This window comes from Paenibacillus sp. J31R109 (genome assembly GCF_059692055.1).
On sequence record NZ_JCAUAR010000013.1, the window covers coordinates 1 to 22628 of the forward strand.

Genomic DNA, 22628 nt, shown 5'->3' on the forward strand with positions numbered 1-22628 from the left:
ACTAATTTTTTTCGGAAAAAGTTAGTTTTTCAGGTAGTGGGACTTTTTTTTGCCTATACGCATCATTATATCCAATTTGCAACATTTTATTTTCGTATTAATTCGAGTTACGGCAGCAGTTCGCGGCCTTTTAGGCGCTGCAACTCGTTCAGTTACGGCAGCAGCTCGCGTCCTTTTAGGCGCTGTAACTCGAAAAATTCGAGTTACAGCAGCAGCTCGCGGCCTCTTGAATGCTGCAACTCGAAAAATTCGAGTTACGGCAGCAGCTCGCGGCCTTTCGTCACCAGCGCCTCATTACTCCTCAGGAATCTCAGAAGCGCTCACAATCTTCTCTTTATGCTGTGCTTTGATTAATTTGTCTTTCATTTCATCTCTCGCTGGCCGTCGATCTTTGAGTGACATGTGCTCCGGTGTTTCCTGATACGTCTTCCTTCGACCGATTCGGCGCAAATTTTCTGGCACTAAGTTGAATTTTTCATCTTTCATGAGTGCGATAATGCCTGTGCTTTCTGGCTGTTTTTGGATGCCGTACATTTCATTAAAATATTCGTCGGCCCGGCCGGGTACGTAGTTTTTCGGCTCGGGGTAGCCGACGATGACGCCTTCATAATTGCGCAGGATAACTTTATCTTGACTCTGTGAGATGAGATAGTTAGGCTGCAGTGCAATTTTACCGCCTCCGCCTGGCGCATCAACAACAAATGTAGGTACTTCATTTTTTATTGTATGTGTGATATATTGAGATGTATCAGCAACTTTACGAGGTGAACGAAATGCACTTAGCCATGTATCTCCGTATATCACAAGAGAAAAAGACAGAAGGCGTAGAAACACTTTTAAATCATCGTAACATCCTCTTCGATTTCTGTAAAAAGCATGGACATACCTTTGAAGAGTTTTCAGAGGTTCTGAGCGGTGGAGCATCTGACATGGAGCAGCGCCCCCAATTGCAAAGTCTACTAAACAATATTGAACGCTTCGATGGAATACTTGTAATCGAGTTATCCCGCCTTAGCCGAAACGGGTACATCTCAGAGACGGTTTTGAAATATTGTGTAGACTATGACAAGCCCATTTTGACAGTTGATAAGACGTATGACCTAAGCAATAACACAGACGTTCTGACATTCCGTTTCGGTTCGCTAATCGCTTCTCAAGAGCATGCGCTCATTGGAAAGCGTTCCAAGAACAATAAAATATCGATGGTCAAGCAGGGGCTACACGTTGCAGGGAGTGTCCCATATGGGTATAGACGAAATACCACGACAAAGAAACTTGAAATATTTGAACCTGAAGCAAAGGTAGTGCGTTATATTTTCAACCTTCATTCACAGGGGCTAGGAAGTCGTAAGATCGTTGACACATTGAACCGAGAAGGGTACAAACCGCAACGAACAGAAGCATTCCAGTTGCCCACGGTGAAAAGGATTATCCAAAATTCTACATATAAGGGTTCAGTCATGTTCCAAGATCGTAAGCGAGTTAAAGAGAATGGTAAGTACGTGTTCAAGGTTCTGAACATCTACGAGTCTCACGGTGCTCACCCTGCTATTATTTCCGCTAATGAATGGGAGAATGCAAACAGAGATCGGGAACATCGTGCAGATCAAGCTAGGGCTTTTCGTGACAAGCCTGCACCCAAGACAGGAGCAACGATGCTGAAAGACCTGCTCTATTGTGGAAACTGTGGTCGTAAGTTGGTTATTCGGAAAGAACCAAATGGAACTTATTCGATTAAGCCGTGTGAATATCAATTGCTGAATAGTGCAGAGAAGTGTTCAAACAATGGTATCAAGATGGAATATGTAGAGATGGACATTCTTGACACACTGGTTGCCCATAGCGAACAATTACGAACAGAGTTGAACCTACTTGAGCAACAAGACTTGACCCATGTTGAATCCGATTTGAAAGAAAGACTTTCAAATATTGATATTCAGATTACCGAGAATCAAAGAGAGCAAGCCACCCTAGTTGACTTAGCCGTGAAAGGTATTTTTACGCATGATGAATTAAAGGCAAAAAGACAAGCTTTGATCGACATGGGGCAAGTGTTGGAACAGAGCCGTGACAAGTTATCGCAACAGAGTGAGACAATCAATGTTGAATCGCATGTTGAAAGGATAACCCACGTATTGGAATTATTGAACGGCTTTGAAACCTTGCCCACAGAATCACAGAACAGAACACTGAAGCAAGTAATTCGCAAGATTCAATTTACAAGGAATATGCCCCAAGATATTCGCAAACTATCAACAAGGAATCCGATTAGAAAAGACTTTCCATACAACATAGGCGTTGAATATTATTAACAGGACGTTCCCAACACGGGGACGTTTTTTTTACTAGAATTACATAAGGGATTTTTGTGAGATACATTTTTTGCAACCGCTGAACGTCTACTTTCCCAACGGGTTCAAGAGCTGTTATGGAAACACAAAAAGGAAGAATTATATCCTGCAAAGCTTCCCCAATAGCACGGACACTTACTATAATACATAATTTTTTAACATGAAAGGAAGAGTCAATTAGATGAGAAACCGTACCAGATCTAGTCTGGGGCCGATCCTAGTTTTTACGGTGGAAATCTTTTGATATGGATTTACACTCTATTACGAAGAAAGACAAACGCGAATCTTCGAAGGTCAAGCCTATTATCACATATGAGTTGAGCGTGTTTTATGACATTGTGCGGGTATAGTCGTAACTCATGTTTTTTAATTAACGGGAGCTGTAGCGTGGGAGCTAGTAACGCGGCAGCTCTTTTTTTGTTTGTTAACGAACGAACAGACTAACTTAATTATTATTCTATAGTATATACTTGAACTAAGAAAAACTTGTAATAATAAGAGGTGTAAATATGAAGATGTATCTGCATTTGGAATACAAAGCAGAAGGATATTTTAAAGTCGGTATAGAGGAAATATATGAATTGAAAGTGCCATTCGAAAGCGATGTGGTGGTAGCACAGGTAAGTGAACATAACATTAATCTATGGTATGAATTTATAGCCTCTGATCTATTAATTGAACGTTTAAAAACAAGTAGTGAACCATCTGATTTTAAAAATCAGGTTAAAGACGAATTTAACTACAATGTAAATAAAGTGGACAAAGTTGCTTCTCGCATATTCGAAATGTTGAAGTATTGTCTGAATCAAAATTCTGTTGAAAGTATACAATGTGTCAATTGTGAATGGTCTTTCGATAAACATGAATGGCATTCGTTCCCTGCCACAATGAGATTTACCTTTAATACTAATTATTTACCTCAATATTTACAGAAGAGTACGATTGGAATTATCCAGTCCTATTTAGATACTGGTTATGAACCATTTATCGCACTTAAGCATCTCCACCGAGCCAAGAGCGAAAATGATGTCCGCCATAAGTGGATTGATGCGACTATCGCTGCAGAATTAGCAATTAAAGAGTTTCTTATTAGGTTAAAACCAGAATTGGAAACATTGTTAAAGTATGTTCCTTCCCCTCCATTAGATCGCTTATATGGCGACGTTCTTGAAAGTCTTATTGGCGAAAAATCACCAAAAGTAAGAATATTTAATAATGCTGCCCGAATCAGGAATGAACTTGTACATAGACCGTTAAGGGCTACCATTAGCTTTGAGGAAAGCGAACAATATGTTAAAGACGTCGAAGTTGCCATTTATCACCTCCTAAAAAACCTGTATCCAGATGATCCTTTGATTGAAGAAATAATGAATCCAAGAATACAAGTAAGTAAGATTGAGTTCCGTAATGCAAATGAATAAATAGCATAACGCCATTAAATTATGCATGCCAGCGGCAGCAATCATCATTGCGCGTTTTACCAGATGCTGCCCATTAACATTGGCGTAATATTCCGCATAACTAGCCTGTTGATTGGGTGTGGTAGATGGCTCGTTGCTTTCTCGATCACCTATTTGATACATAAATTCATGATGCGAACTTTTGTTCCATTTCTTGAAATCGGAAAGATTCGAAATAACGTATACTTCAACACCTTGGATTAATGCGGCTTCAGGTGCGTTAGCGGTTGATAAGCAAACTCGCTTAATTCCCATCTTTTTGGCGGCGTGAACCATGGAGAGTACACCAGGAATAGGTCGGAGGGACCCGTCCAGGGCAAGTTCACCTAGAAATAACGTGGAAGGATAGCTCTCTACATGCACTTGACCTGTCGTAATGAGAATCCCAACCGCAATCGCTAGATCAAAAGAGGAGCCCTCCTTCCGCAAATCAGCTGGAGCTAGATTGACAGTAATTCGGTCCATGGGGAAGGTGAAACCGCAGTTTTTAATGAAAGAACGGACACGCTCGACGGATTCGCGAATCGCGGAGTCGGGTAATCCTACTAAATTAATTTGAGGATACAAAAACATGATAAAATCTTTTTAAACCAAAGGGAGAGATACCAATGCCACCATCAAACAATAATGAATTGACGCTCAAAATGAACCAACGGCAAGTCATGATTCTGCGAGGATTTCTTAATAAGCATCTCTACTCTGATTATAACTTTGGGATGAGTAGAGAGGAATCGTGTAGTTTTTGGGTTTCTACATGCGCTCGATTCTGCGTTTAATGAATTGAATCTCGATGTCGAAGGCGAGAAAGAATAAAGGTGATACTCGATATTTGAAAGATATTAGCGCTGCTAGGGATTCCAGAATCGAAACTAATCTAAGCCTTGGGCCGTAACATGGTAATCGAGTAATATTATTCATTGAAGGACACCTAATCGGGTGTCTTCTTTAATGCCCACTGTAAGCCAACAGAATGGCTTGTATGGGCTTCTGATGGTGCAAGTGTAGGGGTTTCAATCTCTAGGCAACTTTTAAAGATTTACGTGGGCTTATATACGCATTTACATGTTGCTTCAGGTGGATAGCGTAGATGAATCCAAAGCATTGTACAAAAATCGTTATTAGGATTGCGCTTGGAGTATGTAAAAAATGGGAACGGTTATAATAATAAAAAAGAACCCCTAATTTTAGGGGCCAGAGGACTGGACTTTTAATGCTTCTGTTTTTGTATTTGATTTTCTTTTATCATCATTCGGTCTTGCTTTCGATTGATTTGCCGCCCTTTGCATGTAAGGTATCTTTCTTATATCAAACCATTCAGCCAGATCAAGTTGCTCCACGCAAATTTCTCCTTTCAGAAAAATATATGCGGGCAAATTATCAATTAGACCTGGTTGATTAATCGGAGGTTTAGAAAATTAGTTACTTATTTACAAAATTGCAACATTCACCAGATGGCGCTCTCAATATTAAGGCTCTCCAGCCATTTTATCCAGAGCTTTCAAACGTTCTAAATCATAGGGGCTTAAATGACTTTAATATTTATTGGCAAGCACCATTGACTACTGTAAATCCTGAGGACATCATTCCTTGGTACGAATCCATTCTTAGGAGAAACAATAAGGGACAAACTATTAATTTTGACGGAAGTAAAATCAAATACACCGGTATATATGCTGCATGCGATGAGCTCGGCATTAAAGATTCGCATACTATTGATTTAAGCTCAAGGTTACCTGGATTGCATGAAATTGTTTCGTCTAACTATGGAGTATCGCTAACACCATGGTTGGAGTTTCAAGTAGAAATTTATAAAAAAATGGGGAATCCTTCTGAGTATATTTCCACTGGAGGATGGGAGGAATTATTTAATTCGGTTCAAGAACCTCATCCCAATATTTCCGCTAGCCCAATACTGGGATTATGTATTTTGTTAAGAATGGCTCGTGGTTATAACGGATTTGTAAAGGAATTTATTACACGAGATATGCTTCGTTCGTTATCCACAAAAGGAGACTTCGAGTTTGATGTTTATAGGAGCGACGCGAACGGAGATATGAATGGTAAGATTGACCTATTCCTCTATTTTCCAAAAATAGATCGTTGGGCAAGAGTTGCCGTTACAGGTAGCGAAGGAGTAACATGCGACGATATTTTATTAGAGGCGGGTTCTAATTTTAAACATAATTCCCAACGTGTCTTTGGTTCAGTCTATGCTCCCACGTACACACATATAGATGAAGCCATAAATAAATGGCTCATAATGCAAAACGATCTACCAAGTGATCCAGTTGATGACGATATGGCTTCATAATGCCTTGAACGAATATTTGTGTATAATGAAATGAAAATTCGCTTATACTGACATATACTGGGGGTGCTTTCATGAAAGACTTATCGGAGAAACTGGTCGCTCAAGTGATTGCTCTTGATGGAGGTCGGCGGACGAAGGAGAAAGTTGCAGCGGATTCAGTCGAAAACGAGGAACTCGCAATACTTTCAATGAATGACGAAACTTTGGTTTTACGCGAGTTTGCGCTCGTGGGAGAAAATGCAGCAGGACAACGCGTGATTTTAAATTTTAACTTGAATCTCGATCAGCTTCTCGCTCATAGCGTCACAATGAATATGCTCGCGCATAAACGTCTTGAAGAAGTGATGTTTGGGAAGTTATAGACATAAATGCCTAGATTGCCATAAAAATATAATGAACAAGTCCGGTACTAACATCCAGCACTGGGCTTGTTTTATTTTTATACACATATATTACCCGAATGATTGAGTTGAAGTATCGTATGTTATGCGGAGTGGTCAAACTCGAAAAATCACAGTGAGTACCGTTTAATTACTTCAGCAATGGGAGCTTTATGAATAAAGACGAACCGTTTTTGATGATTATGAGCAAAGAGTTTTTCGAGAATGAATTGGATGGTCGAAGAGAATATGAAACCGCACCGAAAATTCAGGCTACATGAGTTATTAAATGAATTAATGTCCAGTCCAAATGTTGCAGTAACAAGTAACCCACCCTATTGGTTCAGTATAAACACACATGTAAAACTACAGTGAGTTTAAATAACTCTTGAATTGACAATGATGATATGTAGTAAAGAATAATAGGGGAGATTAAATGAATATTAAACTACATTTTGATGAACAAAAACCTAAACAGATTACATGCACAGGTTCTATTACACTAACGTGTGAAGTTTGGGATGAAGATGAAAGTACCAATATCCTATATGATGAAGACGCCGAAATTGTATATTTAATTGATACAACCGGTAAAATCATGCATCTTGACCTAGATCAATCGTATTTCACGACAATTCCACTAATAGATAAAGAAGAACTTAAAACAATGGTTAATGATGAATTACAAAGTCCAAAAGTACAAGATTTATTACGTGTCATTAGTCATATTAATGATAGGAAAAGTATCATCAAGCTATATGAAGCGAACGAGGAAATAAGGCAGATTTATAAACTTAATGGAGTGTACGAGGAAAAAAAGCAGATTAGTTTCAGAGTACAGGGGTTTCCAGACGTTCAATTTACTTACGACGTTAATCACCCTCGTTTCTTTATTAATTTCGATCCAGTGATTGGAGATACTTTGTTCGTCCAGGTAGAGTATCTGTTCGAGGAACATCCAATACCCGAAAGGCTCGAAAAAAAAGTAAGAATTGATAGGTTTTTTGCTTAGCTGATCAAGATCGACTGCCCCACTTTTTTACAGTGCATGTCTAGTTCTTCTTCCTTTTCACATTTGAGACCAAACGGATTTGTCAAACGAAGACGATGATGACTTAAGTGGTACGAGGACGACATGAAGGGGGTGAGAAGCATTAAAAACCTTGACGCAATAGCCGATATTAATCCCGCCTTGTACCGTAAGATACGCCTACCTTATGTGTGCGATGGAGATTTTGCCACTAAGCTAGATGCAGCTTTACCAGACGCCGTAAGGGCAACGGCTAACTTTTTATATAAAACGGCAGATGACGTACCGCGTAATGAAGTAGAAGTAGGGATGTTTTGGCTGTTTTTACCGATATTTGAGCATATAGAGGTACATGGGGGTTTGTAACGTAAAGATGTCTATCTCTAAAGCAGCGAAGCGACATTCTTAACAAACTTCGAAAAGTTGGGTTAACTTAATGGAGTTCAGCTTCATAGATGAGTGTATTAACTCTTTCATCATATGAGCAATAAAAGAGTCACATATGTGAAACACATGCCTACCTGTAATATTGGGTAGGTTTTTTGTTCTTCCGAAAAGAGGGAGAAGTGGAATATCTCTAAATTAAAATCTCCCAAGGGTTAAGCTGCGAAAGCTGTTATGATCAAACACCTCTGAAAGAAGCACTCATTCGAATTGATTGTACGCTATGTGCTACTGCTGTTTATATTCTGAGTGGAGTCTAGGATAAATCTCTTAGGCTCTTTTTGTTGTATGTATTGCTATATGAGTCTATACAGGCGTTTTTGTTTTATCTACTTCTACTATACGTAGTTATAAGCAAATGGAGCGTAGATTTGAAACTAAAGGGTATTTCTTCCGATGAAATGTAGTTTTCATTTGATTGAACGTAGACCAAACTTATTGATAATGTTATGCTTTTTATGGTGAAATATGGAACGTAATTTTCGGTTTCACTTGGTAAGAAGATTTTGTAAGTTAAATGAAAAGATAATTTTAATATATTCCATTTGGATGGTGATCGATTGATGCATGAGATAATAAACGCTGTTCAATTCAATACGATAAAAAGTGATGGAGTAGGATTCATTGCAATTACTGACAAAAATCTGGCAAAGAACTGTGTTCATCATTCGAGTTGTAGCATGGTTAAAGAAAGTTATTTTTTACAAAAAGTAATAACCAGCAATAAAAAGAATGGATCATATTTTTTCACTGATGACTATAAGGAAGGTTTAAACCAATTTAAGAAAATGACTACATGTACTTTTTGCTTTACGTAGTAAATGAAACAACTATTTAATTTTTTTACTTTCGAGGAGTTGACTATGAAAATGTATTCTTTAGAACTTGATTTTGAATGGATTCCAGTTCATGAAGAAATGAACAAAGAATACTATTTCCCCAATGACATAAATTCTCATATGAGAAAAGTTTATAAAAAGCCTGTCATTTATCGTTGGAATGTGTATAAGCACTCAGAAAAATGTAATATTTCTTATATTGGAGAAACTCAAAATTTTGCGGATCGTTTAAAGGGTTACTTGAAGCCAGGCCCATCTCAGAAAACCAACATCAGAATGAACGCTGGGTTCACCCAATATCAAATTGATAAATACATAATAGATATTCAAATCATGAAAATAAATAAATTTATATTTAACAATAGAATTTATACAGAAGATAGTTTGTCAGATGTTAGTATCCGCAGACTAATCGAGAATTTGGTTATAACTGAACTTAGACAAAATGGGCATACACTATTAAATGCATGAAGATATATTTATCATTTAAAATAAACAAATATTTCATTAAGGATGGATGTGGCTGATATGAGTAAAGAAAAGTTAAGTAATAATCCCATTGAGGATGTTAAAAAGTACCTTGAGCGAATGTTTTTAGGTGATCATTTATCTAATGGTGAAGTTATTGAAGATAAGGATAAGAAACCGCAATTAGATAAATTTAAGAAAGCGATAAAATAATACTTTCATAGGAGGAAAATGTGTGAAGGTAAACAAAAGTGGAATCCCCATACACAAGAGCCCAGATCCTTTTATGATGAACGAAAACGATGTTAATATAGCAGTTTCAGCCTTCTTTAATCTGAGAAACATAGAAGTAGAGAGGTGTGCAATAAACACACAGACGGGAATTGATGTGCTAGGGAAAAAGACGGATATACTTTAATTGTTGAATCTAAAGGCTCAATGGCTAACAACCAAAATGAATATGTTTTTGGAAATGGACAGATAAAGAAACATGTTGGTGTTCAATTGTATTATTTAATTAAGAAATATCAGACTTCATCAAATAAAATAATACTAATTTTAGCAAATCCAGACATCCCCAGAATTAAAAATGTTTTAAATGATATTTCACGCACAATAGATTCTTTGGGTTTTCTTAAGCTGTGGGTTAAGGAAGACAAATCAGCTTATATTGAATGTCCAGAAATTCATATGGAAACAGCTACGAAATTAGGCTTATTGTACAACCAGTAAATAAAACAATTCTTTGATAGGAAACAAATTGGATATGAAAAGGTGAGCATGTGAGTATATTTTGGACTAGACAAAATGAAGAAGCTTGGACTTATGCGAAAGAAATTGGTTATTTAGAAGGCAATCCAAAGCATATACCACCAACTCACATCAAAGCATATGAGTGGATGATGGGACAGATGAGAAAAAGACTACACAATTACAATAGCGAATACCCAGTTTGGCTCTATCTTTCAATGCCACAAGCAGAATCTGGCTATGTAATTTTAGAGATTGAGTTAGAAGAAGATGCAGTATTATTGTCAGATCAATACGATTATCAAAATGTTATTAATAATCTTTCACTATATGAACCTCATGATGAAGAATATCAGAATTACTTTTATGCTGAGGATGAAAATTGCAAGGAAGAACTAAAGAGATTTAGTTGGGAATTTATTTTTGATTTGAATAGAAGACGTTTGGATGAATACGACAATGAAATAGATAATAAAGAAAGATTAATACAAGGAACAACTGGAAAGATTAGTTTAGATTTAATTAGGAATGTTGAATTCATTAAATAATAATTTATATAAAAAGATGTCTTTTATAAGACGTATATATAAATAACATGCTGTTTCTGGGAAGAGTGATTTCATGTGGGAATTAAGATATGATCCTAAAACATTAAGAAGAGAAGAAATTCCAGTTGGAATTGGCTTATATGCTTGGTTTTCGAAGAATAGCGGCGAATTAGCCTATATAGGAAAAGCAACAGGAAATGGAGGACTAAGAAAAAGGATTTGGTCTCAACATCTTAATCCAGTGTATTTAGAACCTAGAGCGGCGAAGTTTAGATCTAAAGACACCTATCAACTAGAAAACCCTATTTACCGTAAAGGTAAATTAGTAATTGATAAATCTTCATTTAGGAAAAACGTTTCAAGAACTTTCTGCTTACAAGCTGGCGTAGAGTCCGTAGAATTTATTAAAGATAACTTTTTAATTTCATTCGAGCCATTTTCTTCTTCAGATAAACAAAAGGTAGTTGAATTGGAAAGCGATTTAATAAAGCAGCATAAGCCAGAATTAAAAATTGCGATAAAGTGAATCTATTATGTGGTAATTTTTGCACAAAAGAGGAAAGGAAGTTAACTTAATGCCATTTGCCACACAAAGCCCATCACCTAGTAAATTTGATGATTTAAGGAAAGCTGCAGGAATTGAACCATCAGAAACATCAGAAACATCAGGAGTAGTAAGACTAAAAGAATTAGATGCTGATGGACTTAATAAGAACGACCCTGATTACGCTCACAAGAGAAATGAATTACAGGCTAGCAATGATTACTACGCTAACAAACTAAAAACCGATTATGACAGAGTTAAAGCAGATGAAAATAAAGATCATTATGTATCGAGAGATGAGTACGAAAACTTTATTGTAAAATCAGAAGAAGCAAAGGCAACTACGAGTACCGTTAAAAATTCTGAGTCAACATTTCAGAAGAATATGAATGACCTAAACTGGACTGTTTTAGGTTCTGTATTCATTGTTTGTGTAACAATTGTTGTTGTCTTCTTGTTAAAATCTAAATCTAAATCTTCATGAGAGAAAAATTCGCACCACTTTGAATTCAACGTTACAGCAAACAAAATCAGAGTTTTATGGGCTAACTGGCTGGCTACTCACGAATGGATGGTATTTGATATGGCACGCACCAAATCAGTTGATAGTGATATATGCATTGTAGAAGACTGTGGAAAACCTAGCAAAGCAAAGGGATTATGTGCAACTCATCATCAAAGACAGTTCAGAACAGGCTCCACAGAGCTAAGGTCACTAATGAAGCAAAAGGAGTTTCTTCAACGTGAATGCAGAGCAGCTGGATGCAATGTTATGAGCCTAATGTTAGGTCTGTGCCAAGAGCATTTGATTGAATTCCAATTAGATCATATTAGATTATAAAATACATCGGTGCTAGTTTCGATATGAATTGGATCATTTACATTCTTTTTTATATACAATCGAAGAGAAGTTGCGATATAAACAATGGTACTTTGGTTATTTTCATAAAGATATTGAGTTTCCGCGTAATTAAAGATTGCTATTTAATGATATAGTAAAATTACAATGAAACGTGCATTTCATAGAAGAAATAAAAAAGCCTCCCAAGGGGAGACCTAAATAATTATTTGATTGGGTTAGCCTTATCGGAAAGAGTTTTGTTGTTTTGTGCAATGATTATTACTCTCTGAGCTTTGTATTCTTTTTGAGTTTGATCGTTAACGAAACCAAGAACAGTCGATGTAATGTTCGGTGCTTTACTAGCATCAGCAGTAAAACTAACGATTACTGAAACAACCGTTTCCTTGTCAGTAATGCTCACTTTATAATCTTTAATCAAGTCGTACCAAGACGTTTTGAATCCATCCATTCCAAAGTTTTCATCAACGTATTTCTTCAAAGCATTTTTAAAGTCAGTTTCTTTTTTAGAATTATCGACTTTAGCTAATTCAGGAGTTGGAATAGGTGTGGACGTTGCCACAACTTTAGGTTGTATTGTTGGTTGTGAAGTGCTTTTTTGCTCAGATAATTTGATTGGTTGGCTAGAAACTGTCTTTTCCGACTCTTTACTTCCACACGCTGATAAGCTAATTGCAAGAGTTAAGATTAATATAATAGTAATATAGCGTTTCAAAGAATTAATCTCCTCTCTAATTTTCTAAGGAAAAATATAGCATAACTCAGTAAATATTAATACTGCTCCCCAGTTAGTTATAAAATCGAATTGCCGCGTAAAGCAACATTAAGATTAAAGCGAACATAAATACGCATAGTTAAAGAGGGGGAAAATTGGCTATATTGGAAAAAGAAATTTGGGTTACTCTGAGTTCGAGAAATGTTACTCATTATGAAAAATTAGGTTATGTAATACCCAAAGTTAAAAAAAATGGACAAATGCGAACGCCGCGAGGCACATCCATTTTGGTTAAAGTAGAAGATTTAACTGAAGGATCAAATGTAAAATTAACTAGGATATGTGACGAATGTGGAAAAACACTTCCGAATCGAAGTTTTAATAGTAAATTAAGAATTTCTGATGGGAAATATAGATGCCATCAATGCGGCGCTCTATATGCAGGAATGATTAGGCAAGATAACCCTCCATATGAAAAATCATTAGAGTATTACGCGATAACCAATGATAAGAAATATCTCTTATCAGAATTTAGTCCAAAAAATAATAAAGTTCCCAAAAACATTTCGCATGGAAGTGGAGAATTTTATTTTTGGATTTGTCCTGAATATAAACATGAATATGAAATGAATGTTAGCGATAGAAAGAGATTTAATTGTCCTTATTGTGCAGGACAAAAAGTATTAAAAGGATTTAATGATTTATGGACGACACATTCTCACATAGCCAAATTGCTGAAAAATGACCAACGAGGATATGAAATTAGTTTTGGAAGAGGTCAAAAAGAAATATTTAAGTGTGAGCGTTGTGGTCATGAAAAAGGCATAATTGTTGGTGATATGGTTAAATACAGCAATTTTCCATGTCCGAAATGTTCAGATGGGGTGAGTTATCCAGAAAAGTTTGTTTTTGAATTATTGAACCAGTTAGATGTTAATTTCGAATTTCATAAAGTGTTTAATTGGTCTGGAAATAAACAATATGACTTTTATATACAATCATTAAATTGTATTATAGAAACTCATGGTGGACAACATTACAAAGAAACCAATCGCGGCAGAACACTAGAAGAAGAAAAAGAAAATGACAGGCTTAAAGAAACACTCGCAAAAGAAAATGGAATTGAACCTGTGCCGTTAGATTGTTCAGAATCAGAAATGGAACACATCAAAAACATTATCATATTAAGCAAGTTATCAACCATGTTTAGCCTTGAACACATTGATTGGTTAAAATGTCATGAATCAGCTTGTCATAGTTTAGTTAAAGTTGCTTGTGATTTGTGGGATAAGGGCAATAAAACAATTGAAATTGCTAAAATTTTAAAATCAGATAGAAGCACGGTTATAAGGTATTTAAAACAAGGTAAAATTTTAGGTTGGTGTGATTATGATCCGATGGAAGAAATTAAATTAAATGGATTTGCTACTGGGAAGGCTATTGGTGAAAAACTTGCAAAAGAGGTTGTTCAATTAACTCTAGATGGAGAAGTAAGAAAACATTGGGAGAGTGCGCCTCAAGTTCAAAAGGTTTTAGGTATTAGTAATAAAAATATATCAGAAGTTTGTTTAGGCAATAGAAAAGCTGCTGGTGGTTACAAATGGATGTACAAAGAAGATTATATTAAATATCTCAATGGCGAGATTGAAATGCCACCATTTAATGACACTAGACCTAAAATTATAGTGAAATTGACGAAAGACAACGAATACATATCAGAGCATGAAGGTGTTTTAAATGCTTCAATTTCTGTTGGATTTTCTGAGGTAAAGTATCAAATAACAGTGTGTTGTAAGGGAAAGTTGAAGTCTGCATATGGATTCAAATGGATGTTTAAAGAAGATTACAAAGGTTTGTTAGAATGATAGAAGAATAAAGTCATTATCTTATTTAAATGATGGAGCAAACAAATTGCAAGCTGCTGCCTTGTTCAATTAACGGGGAAAGAGTTCAATAAAAGAGAAGTTTCATTTGAAGCACAATCCATGAGGTTGTGCTTTTTCATTTCCTCCTGAGGAATTTTGCAAAAGTGCAATTGAGATTCGACACTTCCAAAATCTTCAAATTATTCCAGGTTAGGAACTATGCTATTATAGTATAGAAAACCCTTTAAACTTTTCAGTATTGGGGATTTCACGAAAGGATGGCTTATAAATATGTACAAAAAATTATTTGCTTTAATTTTATGTGTAGCAATGTTAATAACCGCTGTTCCAGTGTTGAATGCAGCTGGGAATTCTGCTCCTGCTGTGTTTTTGGACGGTAAGCAATTAGTATTTGAAGTGGAGCCTCAGATAATTGATGGGAGTACACTCGTTCCGTTGCGCAAGATATTCGAATCATTAGGTGCTAAAGTTGAATGGGAACAAGCAACAAAGACGGTCACTGCAACGAAGGACACAAGTGTAATCGTTTATTCAGTCGGACATGACTATTATACAAAAGACGGAAAAGTGGCTACTATACCGGTTCCTGGTCAGGTTATAAGTGGCTCAACACTTGTACCTCTCCGTTTTGTGGGGGAAGCACTCGGTGCAACAGTCGGATGGGAAGGTGCTTCACGTACAATAACAATTAGTTCTGCACCAAAGAAAAAAGTTGTAGTTAACCGTGTTGTCGATGGCGACACAATTGAGGTGACCTGGGATGATAAACTAGAGAAGATTCGCTTCATAGGTATTGATACTCCAGAAACTGTTCATCCGACTAAGCTAGTTCAAGAAGGTGGGATAGAGGCATCTAACTTCTCGAAAGAACAATTGACTGGGAAGACTGTTTATGTGGAACTGGATGTTGAAGAGCGTGACAAATATGGTCGTCTGCTTGGGTATGTGTACATGGAAGATGTTTCATTTTATAATGCAGCTTTGGATGGAGAAGGCTACGCGAAATTGGCTACATACCCGCCAAACGTTCGATGGGTGGAATTGTTCAAATACTTACAGACCAATGCTAGGGAGGCAAAGCGTGGGTTATGGGTGGGTTCAGAGCAGTCGGCCATTCCTACTCCTATAACTACACCAGCAGAGGTATCACCTAATCCTTCAGAGAATATTTTATACAATAATTGCACTGAGGTAAAAGCAGCAGGTAAAGCTCCATTGCTTAAAAATGATCCAGGTTACAGTAATAAACTTGATCGTGATGGAGATGGAGTTGCGTGCGAGAAGTAAAGATTACGTGGAAACCATAGTTCAATACAGAGAAGTTTCAAAAGAGTAGCATCATTAGATGCTGCTTTTTTGCGTTAAAATATAAAGGCTCAACAAAGTTTATATCACTAATAAGCTCAGGAAATATTTGTATTGCCTTCTATCCTTTGGGGCATGTAATATGGTCTATAAGACTTGGGAATTGTAGTTGAACAATTGTTGTATAAATACGAATTTTCGAGATTGGATAGGCGAATTTTCAATAAAGATTTGTTCTGCTTTGCTTAGTGAAGATTAAATAAAATTCAGATTTCATGGAGTTAAATTATGTTTAATTGTAATGACACACTTAAAGGTCTAATTACTGAAATTGAAGCTGAGTTACAAAACTCTAAGCAGCATAGAATATATTCCGAAAATTGGACTAAAGAGATACCTTCCCAAGCTGGTATTTACATTGTTAGAAATAATGAAAAGATCGTTTATGTTGGCGAGACAGCCAATATAAAGGATAGAATGCATAAAGACTTAAAGAACACTCAAAATCATACATTGAGAAGAAATATAGGGAAACTTCATTTCGGTCATCATCCAGATTATTATCCTTCGAGTTCAAAAAAGAAATTTGCGCCAAGCATCGAGGCTTTATTGAATAAATTTATTTCAGATCATTTGACAGTATCTTCGATTGTGGTGCATGTTGGTAGGCTTGAAGTGGAGGAATATTGGATTAAAAAATTCAAACCAATATACAACAATAAGGCCAATAGTCGAACGAATAAATAAAAAACTGATTTTATTGGGAGGATGAAATTGAATGAACTATGAAGAGTTTGGAATCACGACAAAAGAAGCAAGTGAAGCAGATTATATAGAAATTGAACAGTGCAGTAAGTGTGGAAAAGAATATGCAATAGTATTGAGAGATAATGATGCACCATTTAATGATACCGAAACAAGTAAATGTCCTTGCGGAAACACAGTTACTTATAAAAGTAGATTTATTCATGTACGCTTTAGATTCAAAAAAACAGAATAATACGGAGATTTTAGAGGAGGATTAACCATGATTGATGTAGTAGTTAGGTACGCTGCTTTCCCTGACACAGAGAATGGTGTGATCTGCTTTTATAATGAGAAGACCTCTAATAATTGTGTTGAACCAAGTGTTGAATATAAATCTGGAAAATGTACGATTAACAATCCAGATAATATGGATAAATTGGCTGAAATGGTAAAGGCAATGACAAGAGAGCAATTTCAATCTTACAGATCGAGAAGCGGTAAATCATCTTGGAAAGATGCATACTCAACATACTTATCCAAGAAAGTAGGAATTGCTTTACAGACTGATAAAGGAATTGTTTTAGAGGTTAACGGTGTTTTGGTTCGTTTCTATTGCCCAGTTGGAGAGTTCGTAAATTGGGAGAAGAAAACACATTAAGATATTGGTTTTATCTGGTAATTATATGGGAGGATTCCTGTTTATCGCTTGTAACTCTGAGCCGACAATGATGCATACAAATAGGGTTCAAGGCGAGATTAATTGTCAGAAATGTTTAGGTTTAAAGAATGCGATTGTACCTAACTATCAATTTGCTGGGGGTATTCAAGCACTAAAGCATCCATTTTGCAGAAAAGAAAATGAAAGTGACGGCTTTGGTGCTGGATACCATGATGGTTGTCAAAACATCAAAAAGTATTTGATACATGGACTAAAAGATGAGTTCAAAAAAGGTTACGACGAAGGGTATTACGATGGCCAACAGACGTATACATGGAATTATGGCAGGGGTTATGGCACAGAAAGACCATTGACAAATGTACCTTTAAGAACATTTGGTAAGTCAAATCAATCAACAAATAACACAACAAAACTAGGATTCTCAAAAGCATACTATGATAAATATGGGAATACAAACAAAGATTAAGAAGAAATCAACGTCTAAACTAGTCAGACTTATTAAATGGATAAAAGCTTATCTTTTCAGTCATTAAAAGAGTTGTATCATTGATCTCAGTAATTGAGATGGTGATAATGATTGAAATTCTAACTGTTGAGGATTTCAAGAAATGCTAGTGAAGGCTACTTCATCATCACAGATACGACAGGACGAATGTTACATTCTAACCGTTGTGCTGCAGTAGATATTTCGCATTTCAGAACAAAGGTAAGCGACAATTCCAATGAAAATGGAAAGTATTACTTCACAGAAGATTACTTTGAGGCAAAAGAATATCCAAAGGTTAAAAAATGCGAGGAATGCAGAAGGCTAATGTAATTCTATAAAAACTGACTTTCATTCAGATAAGAGGTGTATCTCATGATTAATGGAAGGAACAAGCTTTCGCATAGAAAAGGAGACCATTGGAATTTATATTCACGGTATAAGCAGCATAGGAGTAACCTGTTTTTGGAAGCACAACAGGAAATAGAAAAATTAGTTAATGAATATAAACAGTTGGTTGATAAGGAGATTGATTCTCAAAATTTAGTTCAGGAAGTCCTTCAAAATCAGTCTGTTAAGAAACAATTTGATGCACCTGATCTTTCATACATTAAGAATCAACTTCTAGGAATGCAACTGTACGAAACAATACTTCAAGACCACTGGAACTGGACATGCGATGAACTCAGAAAACAAGGGCAACCGTTCGCACATATGTTGTATCATTCACCAATTATTTAGAGTCAAATGAAAGTTCACTTTCATGTACTAACGGAGTTATTGGCAGTGAAATGATATTGAACTTACTGAATAATAGGGTTATTTTATTCTATTTCATTTGAAAAGGAATGGTGATAAGTATGCTTATATTCCAAGAAGCTGAATGGTTGAATGGTGAAGTTTCACAATACGTTGCGGAGACTAGTAATGGTATACAAATGCATATACATAAATGCCCTGATTCCTTCTGGATTGAAGCGAGAAATCAAGTAGAAATTATTTATGATTCAAGAATTACAGAAAAAGAGTTTGCATATTTAAACGATGCTGAAATAGCAGCCATTGAATGGTTAAAAGAATATCTAGATATAAATACATACTATGTACTTTATAAAAAAAGTAAACATGAAAATTGGTCAGTATATAATACAGCAGGCATCACTAAGCATGAGGCTAATAATTTAGGCAGAGATTTGAAGAAAGATGGCTATCTAGTGGAAATAAAGAAGGATCTGTAGTCAAATAGAATAAAATGTTAGGAGAGTTTGAATTTTGTCTGTAATCGAAGCTTTTCATGAAACAACAAGGATCAATGCAATGTTAATAAGACAAAACGGTTTCGATTTAGACGAGTCTTATGCAATTTCGCGTGGAAAAGGAGTAAATTTTTCAGATAATATTGAGAAGTGTTTAGAATATGGTGAATGGCTCCTTAAAGTATCTATAGATGTAAATTCAATACTTAGAGCAAATCATAATGACATAGGAAATGATGTACTCGAATTGGGTGGGTTTAAAGTTGGCTATAGGAAACTCACGTTAGAGCGTGGTTTTAAAGCGTACATATAACTGATTGTAATGAAATAGTTGTTTATGATTTGAGCTGCATCAGCAATATAAGACATTTACATTAAGATAAAATGGTTATGTCATGGGGAGGAAGTTTTTTGACAGCTTTAAATTTTGCTTATTTTAAGGATCAAGTCGTTGTTGCAATGGATACATTAGCAATAAGTGCAGAGGATTACTCTCCAGTTAAATTTCTTACAAAGATTTTTCCATTGCCTCATATCAGAAGTGTGCTTTGTGGAACTGGTAATCTTGATTTAATATTAAAATGGTTTGTCGATATCCAAGGATATATTTATGCTGAAGATATTTCGGTTGTGGCAAATGTTGCTCAATCAAGGCTACAAAATCTTAATAGTCAATATCCAACAGAAGCTACGTGTACATTATATATGTTTGGATATATTGAGGAAGAAGAAGCATTTAAGGGATTTGTCTTTAGAAGTACGAGTAACTTTGAGAAAGAGGAGTTTCCGCATTGCTTCGGAATTAAGCCGCAACTTGGACTTGATATTGAAACCGTTGCCGATCAGATAGGATTAGATGAAGCTTTAATTCAACTAATGGTAAAGCAGAAGGCAGAAGATGACGTCAAAAAAGATAGGGTTGGAATAGGCGGAGAAATTCAAAGATTATGGATGAATAAAACGACATACAGATTAGATGTCATTCATCGTTTCGATGACTATGATTCGGATTTCTCTAAGATGTACAAGTGATAAAATGGCTATTTTAACTGGTGTAAATTGGAGGTAAGTCACAAGTGATAAAACCAACAAGAGTTATCTGCCCAATTTGTAAAGAAGAATTTAGTTATGGCTTTTTACGATACGGCTTTGGACATCATTGTAAGAGAAATGCATCTGATGTTAATAATTATCTAAATAAAATAGTTAAGAATGCTCAATAAAAGGCATGTTTCATGGTGGTAAAATCGAGAAAGATAGGTGTTTAATTATGCTGCAAATACCCAACAGAATGAACTATAGATTTTAATGACTGAGGTGATGTCATTGAATATTCAAACTCAAACTAACGTATTACAGCAAATTGTCAATAATATTCCTGGCTGCGGTACAAAAAATAGAAGATTTGGATTTTCGCTTGTATCACATTTTCCAATTCAATGGTACAACGGAAATAAAAAAGAATGGGGATTGTTGCACAAAAAAGATATTAGAATCGAGCTTGATTTAAACGTTCCTATAGATCATTACAATTTAGAAGAACTTTCTGAATTATTGAATATGCCAAGTAGAACAGAAAATGAATATAAGAGCGGAGTTAGAATAAAAAAAGCGAAAGAAACAGAAAAATGGGATATGATTTCCATAGTGATATATGAAGAAGATTTAGATAGGTACCCTATTTCACATGGAAAAGTTGTATCGTTTGTAAATGACGTAGCAAAATTAGCTATTGGTTAAATTGTAAACATAAAAATGACCGCATTCACCCAAGGGGAAAAAGAGTAAAACCTTATATGTGCTATGAGTTTGATTTTATAGGACATTGAGAGTCGCTCAATTTGCAATATCATGTTATAAGAAACTTGAAATCAAAAGATGATGAAATAAAGGTTTTATATGGATAGGTGACAAAACGTTTTGGGAGGGGAACAAGTGTCATTCAAAGATTTCAAAGATAGACTTATTGAGTTGAGGAAACTAATAAATGAATCAGAAGGAAAAAAGGTACTCAATAAATTTAACCAATTCAACGCAAGTATATATACCCTAAATACGAATCATTTTGAACTTAAAAGGGTTTTATCGTATTTTAAAGATGATTTAAATGCATTAGACTTGATGGCAGAAGGAAATCGCAAGAAATTAGATAAGTTTCAACTTGAAGTGTCTCGATTACTTCACAATTTCGTATCTTCAGCAATGTCATTAGTAGATCATACAAGGGTATATATATTAATTCTTTATATGAAAATCATCCGTTTCTAGATACTTATATCAAGAAGAAAGATGAAGTAATCGTGAGTGCCAACAGTTGCAAAATTTATTCAAGACCTACGAAACTATACCGTTCATAAAGGACTGCCAGTAACAATGACGACATTTTCTTTTAGTGTTACTTCTGGATTCAGTTCATCCATTAATTTAAATATTTCTGAAATGCGCGAATGGGATGGGTGGAAGGCAAAAAGCAAAGAGTATATGAATCAATATGAAAATACCATTAATCTGTTAGATGTCATAGATGAGTACTATGAATTAACATTTGGTTTTTATAGCTGGACTATCGAACAACAAAAGAGTCTTCACTTAGAAGCAATTAGTGAGTTGGAAATTCTAACAAATGAATACAATGCATTGATTGGTAGGTTGAACAGACCATAGTGCTCATAGTGAATTTGAAGCAGCGAAATGGCAGAACTCTTGGAGGTTCTAATGACTCTTATAGAACTTGTTGAAAAGGAATTACTAAATCAATCAAATCGAATTGATATTAATCGAATAAAAATCGTTCGACATGCAGAGCGAAAAGAGACAGCTTATAAAGTCTACGATCTTTACAAGCAAGGAATGTTAGATTTTTATCAAAGCGTTCAGAGTAAAAGAAGATTTGAAGATTGTGATTACATTTTGTCTTTTGTAGGCGGAGTAGGTAGTTCTGCTACCTTTGTTGGTACATACGAAGTAGGGATTAGAACTGATTTTGATAAAAACAAATTAATCATTCCAACAGGATTCCCATTCGATAAAGCATTTAATAAGGAGTCTTATTACCATTATGAGTTAAAAAGGATAAACCTTTTTGATGAGATGATCGATAAATTAATTGTAGATTGGGGTAGTTATGCGGTTAGCTGGTCTCAATTGCTTTATAAAAACGATAAAGAAATTATCTCTATAGAAGGCGGCTACTTAGAAAAACAAGTTGGATTTGATGAAGATGAGGAACAGGGGTATTCGGAAGGAAAAGAGTTTTATCGTAGTCATATTATGCGTGAGCGAAATGCTGCAGTCATAAAGAAGGCAAAAGAAAGTTTCATTAAAAAGAATGGTAGATTATTTTGTGAAGTCTGTGAGTTTGATTTTTCTAAGATATACGGTGAACGCGGCGACGGCTTTATTGAAGGCCATCATACGAACCTTGTTTCTCAAATGAGAGATGAAGACAAAACAAAAGTATCGGACATTGCAATGCTGTGTAGCAATTGTCATCGTATGATTCACAGGAAACCAATAGTTTCAGTCGAAGAGTTGGCTTTAATAGTTAGAAAATTGAACATGAAATGACGATT

Annotated in this window: 30 protein-coding genes and 1 pseudogene; 27 read left to right on the forward strand and 4 right to left on the reverse strand. The window is 35.6% G+C overall.

The genetic code is table 11. The features are described 5' to 3' along the window. Positions 1 to 294 precede the first annotated feature (294 nt). Positions 295 to 729, reverse strand: a pseudogene (locus AC58QT_RS25675) (lysine 2,3-aminomutase); the annotation flags it as partial. Between the two features lie 56 nt (positions 730 to 785). On the opposite strand from AC58QT_RS25675, the gene AC58QT_RS25680 reads away from it, so the two are divergent. Next, positions 786 to 2312 (forward strand): recombinase family protein, encoded by a 1527-nt coding sequence (locus AC58QT_RS25680; RefSeq protein ID WP_497411636.1) that lies wholly within the window; start codon positions 786 to 788, stop codon positions 2310 to 2312. A 548-nt stretch (positions 2313 to 2860) separates the two neighbouring features. Further along, positions 2861 to 3772, forward strand: coding sequence for a hypothetical protein (locus tag AC58QT_RS25685; RefSeq protein WP_497411486.1), 912 nt, complete (start codon positions 2861 to 2863; stop codon positions 3770 to 3772). Here AC58QT_RS25685 and AC58QT_RS25690 read toward each other — a convergent pair. Together AC58QT_RS25690 and AC58QT_RS25695 are read right to left on the reverse strand one after the other, a co-directional pair. Further along, complete coding sequence (locus tag AC58QT_RS25690) at positions 3677 to 4384, reverse strand: magnesium chelatase domain-containing protein (protein WP_497411487.1); 708 nt, start codon at positions 4382 to 4384, stop codon at positions 3677 to 3679. The genes AC58QT_RS25685 and AC58QT_RS25690 overlap by 96 nt on opposite strands. Before the next feature lie 611 nt (positions 4385 to 4995). Further along, on the reverse strand, positions 4996 to 5148 hold the full coding sequence (locus tag AC58QT_RS25695; protein ID WP_497411488.1) for a hypothetical protein: 153 nt from the start codon (positions 5146 to 5148) through the stop codon (positions 4996 to 4998). A gap of 98 nt (positions 5149 to 5246) precedes the next feature. On the opposite strand from AC58QT_RS25695, the gene AC58QT_RS25700 reads away from it, so the two are divergent. The 11 genes from AC58QT_RS25700 (at position 5247) to AC58QT_RS25750 (ending at position 11609) form a co-directional block, all read left to right on the forward strand. Further along, positions 5247 to 6122, forward strand: coding sequence for a hypothetical protein (locus AC58QT_RS25700; protein ID WP_497411489.1), 876 nt, complete (start codon positions 5247 to 5249; stop codon positions 6120 to 6122). 71 nt (positions 6123 to 6193) lie between these two features. Beyond that, a complete protein-coding gene (locus tag AC58QT_RS25705) occupies positions 6194 to 6484 on the forward strand; it encodes a hypothetical protein (RefSeq protein ID WP_497411490.1) in 291 nt (96 codons plus the stop codon). Between the two features lie 454 nt (positions 6485 to 6938). Next, positions 6939 to 7514 (forward strand): hypothetical protein, encoded by a 576-nt coding sequence (locus AC58QT_RS25710; RefSeq protein WP_497411491.1) that lies wholly within the window; start codon positions 6939 to 6941, stop codon positions 7512 to 7514. A 123-nt stretch (positions 7515 to 7637) separates the two neighbouring features. After that, the gene (locus tag AC58QT_RS25715; RefSeq protein WP_497411492.1) at positions 7638 to 7898 is read left to right on the forward strand and encodes a hypothetical protein; all 261 of its coding nucleotides are present in this window, start codon (positions 7638 to 7640) and stop codon (positions 7896 to 7898) included. Positions 7899 to 8839: 941 nt separating this feature from the next. Continuing rightward, the gene (locus tag AC58QT_RS25720; protein ID WP_497411493.1) at positions 8840 to 9286 is read left to right on the forward strand and encodes a hypothetical protein; all 447 of its coding nucleotides are present in this window, start codon (positions 8840 to 8842) and stop codon (positions 9284 to 9286) included. Positions 9287 to 9343: 57 nt separating this feature from the next. Beyond that, positions 9344 to 9496, forward strand: a complete 153-nt coding sequence (locus AC58QT_RS25725; protein ID WP_497411494.1) for a hypothetical protein — start codon at positions 9344 to 9346, stop codon at positions 9494 to 9496. Between the two features lie 22 nt (positions 9497 to 9518). Then, positions 9519 to 9701 carry a hypothetical protein gene (locus AC58QT_RS25730; protein ID WP_497411495.1) on the forward strand — a complete coding sequence of 61 codons (183 nt, stop codon included), beginning with the start codon at positions 9519 to 9521 and terminating at the stop codon, positions 9699 to 9701. 20 nt (positions 9702 to 9721) lie between these two features. Next, entirely contained in the window at positions 9722 to 10015 is a 294-nt protein-coding gene (locus AC58QT_RS25735) for a hypothetical protein (RefSeq protein WP_497411496.1), read from the forward strand. Positions 10016 to 10065: 50 nt separating this feature from the next. After that, a complete protein-coding gene (locus AC58QT_RS25740; RefSeq protein WP_497411497.1) occupies positions 10066 to 10581 on the forward strand; it encodes a DUF3841 domain-containing protein in 516 nt (171 codons plus the stop codon). 73 nt (positions 10582 to 10654) lie between these two features. After that, positions 10655 to 11107 carry a hypothetical protein gene (locus AC58QT_RS25745; protein ID WP_497411498.1) on the forward strand — a complete coding sequence of 151 codons (453 nt, stop codon included), beginning with the start codon at positions 10655 to 10657 and terminating at the stop codon, positions 11105 to 11107. A 49-nt stretch (positions 11108 to 11156) separates the two neighbouring features. Then, positions 11157 to 11609, forward strand: a complete 453-nt coding sequence (locus AC58QT_RS25750) for a hypothetical protein (RefSeq protein WP_497411499.1) — start codon at positions 11157 to 11159, stop codon at positions 11607 to 11609. 580 nt (positions 11610 to 12189) lie between these two features. Here AC58QT_RS25750 and AC58QT_RS25755 read toward each other — a convergent pair. Then, the gene (locus AC58QT_RS25755) at positions 12190 to 12699 is read right to left on the reverse strand and encodes an LptM family lipoprotein (RefSeq protein WP_497411500.1); all 510 of its coding nucleotides are present in this window, start codon (positions 12697 to 12699) and stop codon (positions 12190 to 12192) included. 155 nt (positions 12700 to 12854) lie between these two features. On the opposite strand from AC58QT_RS25755, the gene AC58QT_RS25760 reads away from it, so the two are divergent. The 14 genes from AC58QT_RS25760 (at position 12855) to AC58QT_RS25825 (ending at position 22623) form a co-directional block, all read left to right on the forward strand. Next, positions 12855 to 14564: a zinc-ribbon domain-containing protein gene (locus AC58QT_RS25760; protein ID WP_497411501.1), complete on the forward strand. Its 1710-nt coding sequence runs from the start codon at positions 12855 to 12857 to the stop codon at positions 14562 to 14564. A gap of 291 nt (positions 14565 to 14855) precedes the next feature. After that, a complete protein-coding gene (locus AC58QT_RS25765; protein ID WP_497411502.1) occupies positions 14856 to 15872 on the forward strand; it encodes a stalk domain-containing protein in 1017 nt (338 codons plus the stop codon). Between the two features lie 306 nt (positions 15873 to 16178). After that, a complete protein-coding gene (locus tag AC58QT_RS25770) occupies positions 16179 to 16637 on the forward strand; it encodes a GIY-YIG nuclease family protein (RefSeq protein WP_497411503.1) in 459 nt (152 codons plus the stop codon). A gap of 31 nt (positions 16638 to 16668) precedes the next feature. Next, positions 16669 to 16890, forward strand: coding sequence for a hypothetical protein (locus tag AC58QT_RS25775; protein ID WP_497411504.1), 222 nt, complete (start codon positions 16669 to 16671; stop codon positions 16888 to 16890). A gap of 27 nt (positions 16891 to 16917) precedes the next feature. Then, positions 16918 to 17295: a hypothetical protein gene (locus tag AC58QT_RS25780; RefSeq protein WP_497411505.1), complete on the forward strand. Its 378-nt coding sequence runs from the start codon at positions 16918 to 16920 to the stop codon at positions 17293 to 17295. A 67-nt stretch (positions 17296 to 17362) separates the two neighbouring features. Further along, positions 17363 to 17782, forward strand: coding sequence for a hypothetical protein (locus AC58QT_RS25785; RefSeq protein ID WP_497411506.1), 420 nt, complete (start codon positions 17363 to 17365; stop codon positions 17780 to 17782). Positions 17783 to 18265: 483 nt separating this feature from the next. Next, complete coding sequence (locus AC58QT_RS25790; RefSeq protein WP_497411507.1) at positions 18266 to 18541, forward strand: hypothetical protein; 276 nt, start codon at positions 18266 to 18268, stop codon at positions 18539 to 18541. Positions 18542 to 18660: 119 nt separating this feature from the next. Next, the gene (locus AC58QT_RS25795; protein WP_497411508.1) at positions 18661 to 19038 is read left to right on the forward strand and encodes a hypothetical protein; all 378 of its coding nucleotides are present in this window, start codon (positions 18661 to 18663) and stop codon (positions 19036 to 19038) included. A gap of 34 nt (positions 19039 to 19072) precedes the next feature. After that, complete coding sequence (locus tag AC58QT_RS25800; RefSeq protein WP_497411509.1) at positions 19073 to 19369, forward strand: hypothetical protein; 297 nt, start codon at positions 19073 to 19075, stop codon at positions 19367 to 19369. A gap of 98 nt (positions 19370 to 19467) precedes the next feature. Further along, positions 19468 to 20088: a hypothetical protein gene (locus AC58QT_RS25805; protein WP_497411510.1), complete on the forward strand. Its 621-nt coding sequence runs from the start codon at positions 19468 to 19470 to the stop codon at positions 20086 to 20088. Between the two features lie 294 nt (positions 20089 to 20382). Beyond that, entirely contained in the window at positions 20383 to 20796 is a 414-nt protein-coding gene (locus AC58QT_RS25810) for a hypothetical protein (protein ID WP_497411511.1), read from the forward strand. A gap of 195 nt (positions 20797 to 20991) precedes the next feature. Next, positions 20992 to 21324 carry a hypothetical protein gene (locus AC58QT_RS25815; RefSeq protein WP_497411512.1) on the forward strand — a complete coding sequence of 111 codons (333 nt, stop codon included), beginning with the start codon at positions 20992 to 20994 and terminating at the stop codon, positions 21322 to 21324. A gap of 36 nt (positions 21325 to 21360) precedes the next feature. Further along, positions 21361 to 21720, forward strand: coding sequence for a hypothetical protein (locus AC58QT_RS25820; RefSeq protein ID WP_497411513.1), 360 nt, complete (start codon positions 21361 to 21363; stop codon positions 21718 to 21720). A gap of 51 nt (positions 21721 to 21771) precedes the next feature. Continuing rightward, on the forward strand, positions 21772 to 22623 hold the full coding sequence (locus AC58QT_RS25825; protein ID WP_497411514.1) for an HNH endonuclease: 852 nt from the start codon (positions 21772 to 21774) through the stop codon (positions 22621 to 22623). The last annotated feature ends 5 nt before the right edge of the window (positions 22624 to 22628 follow it).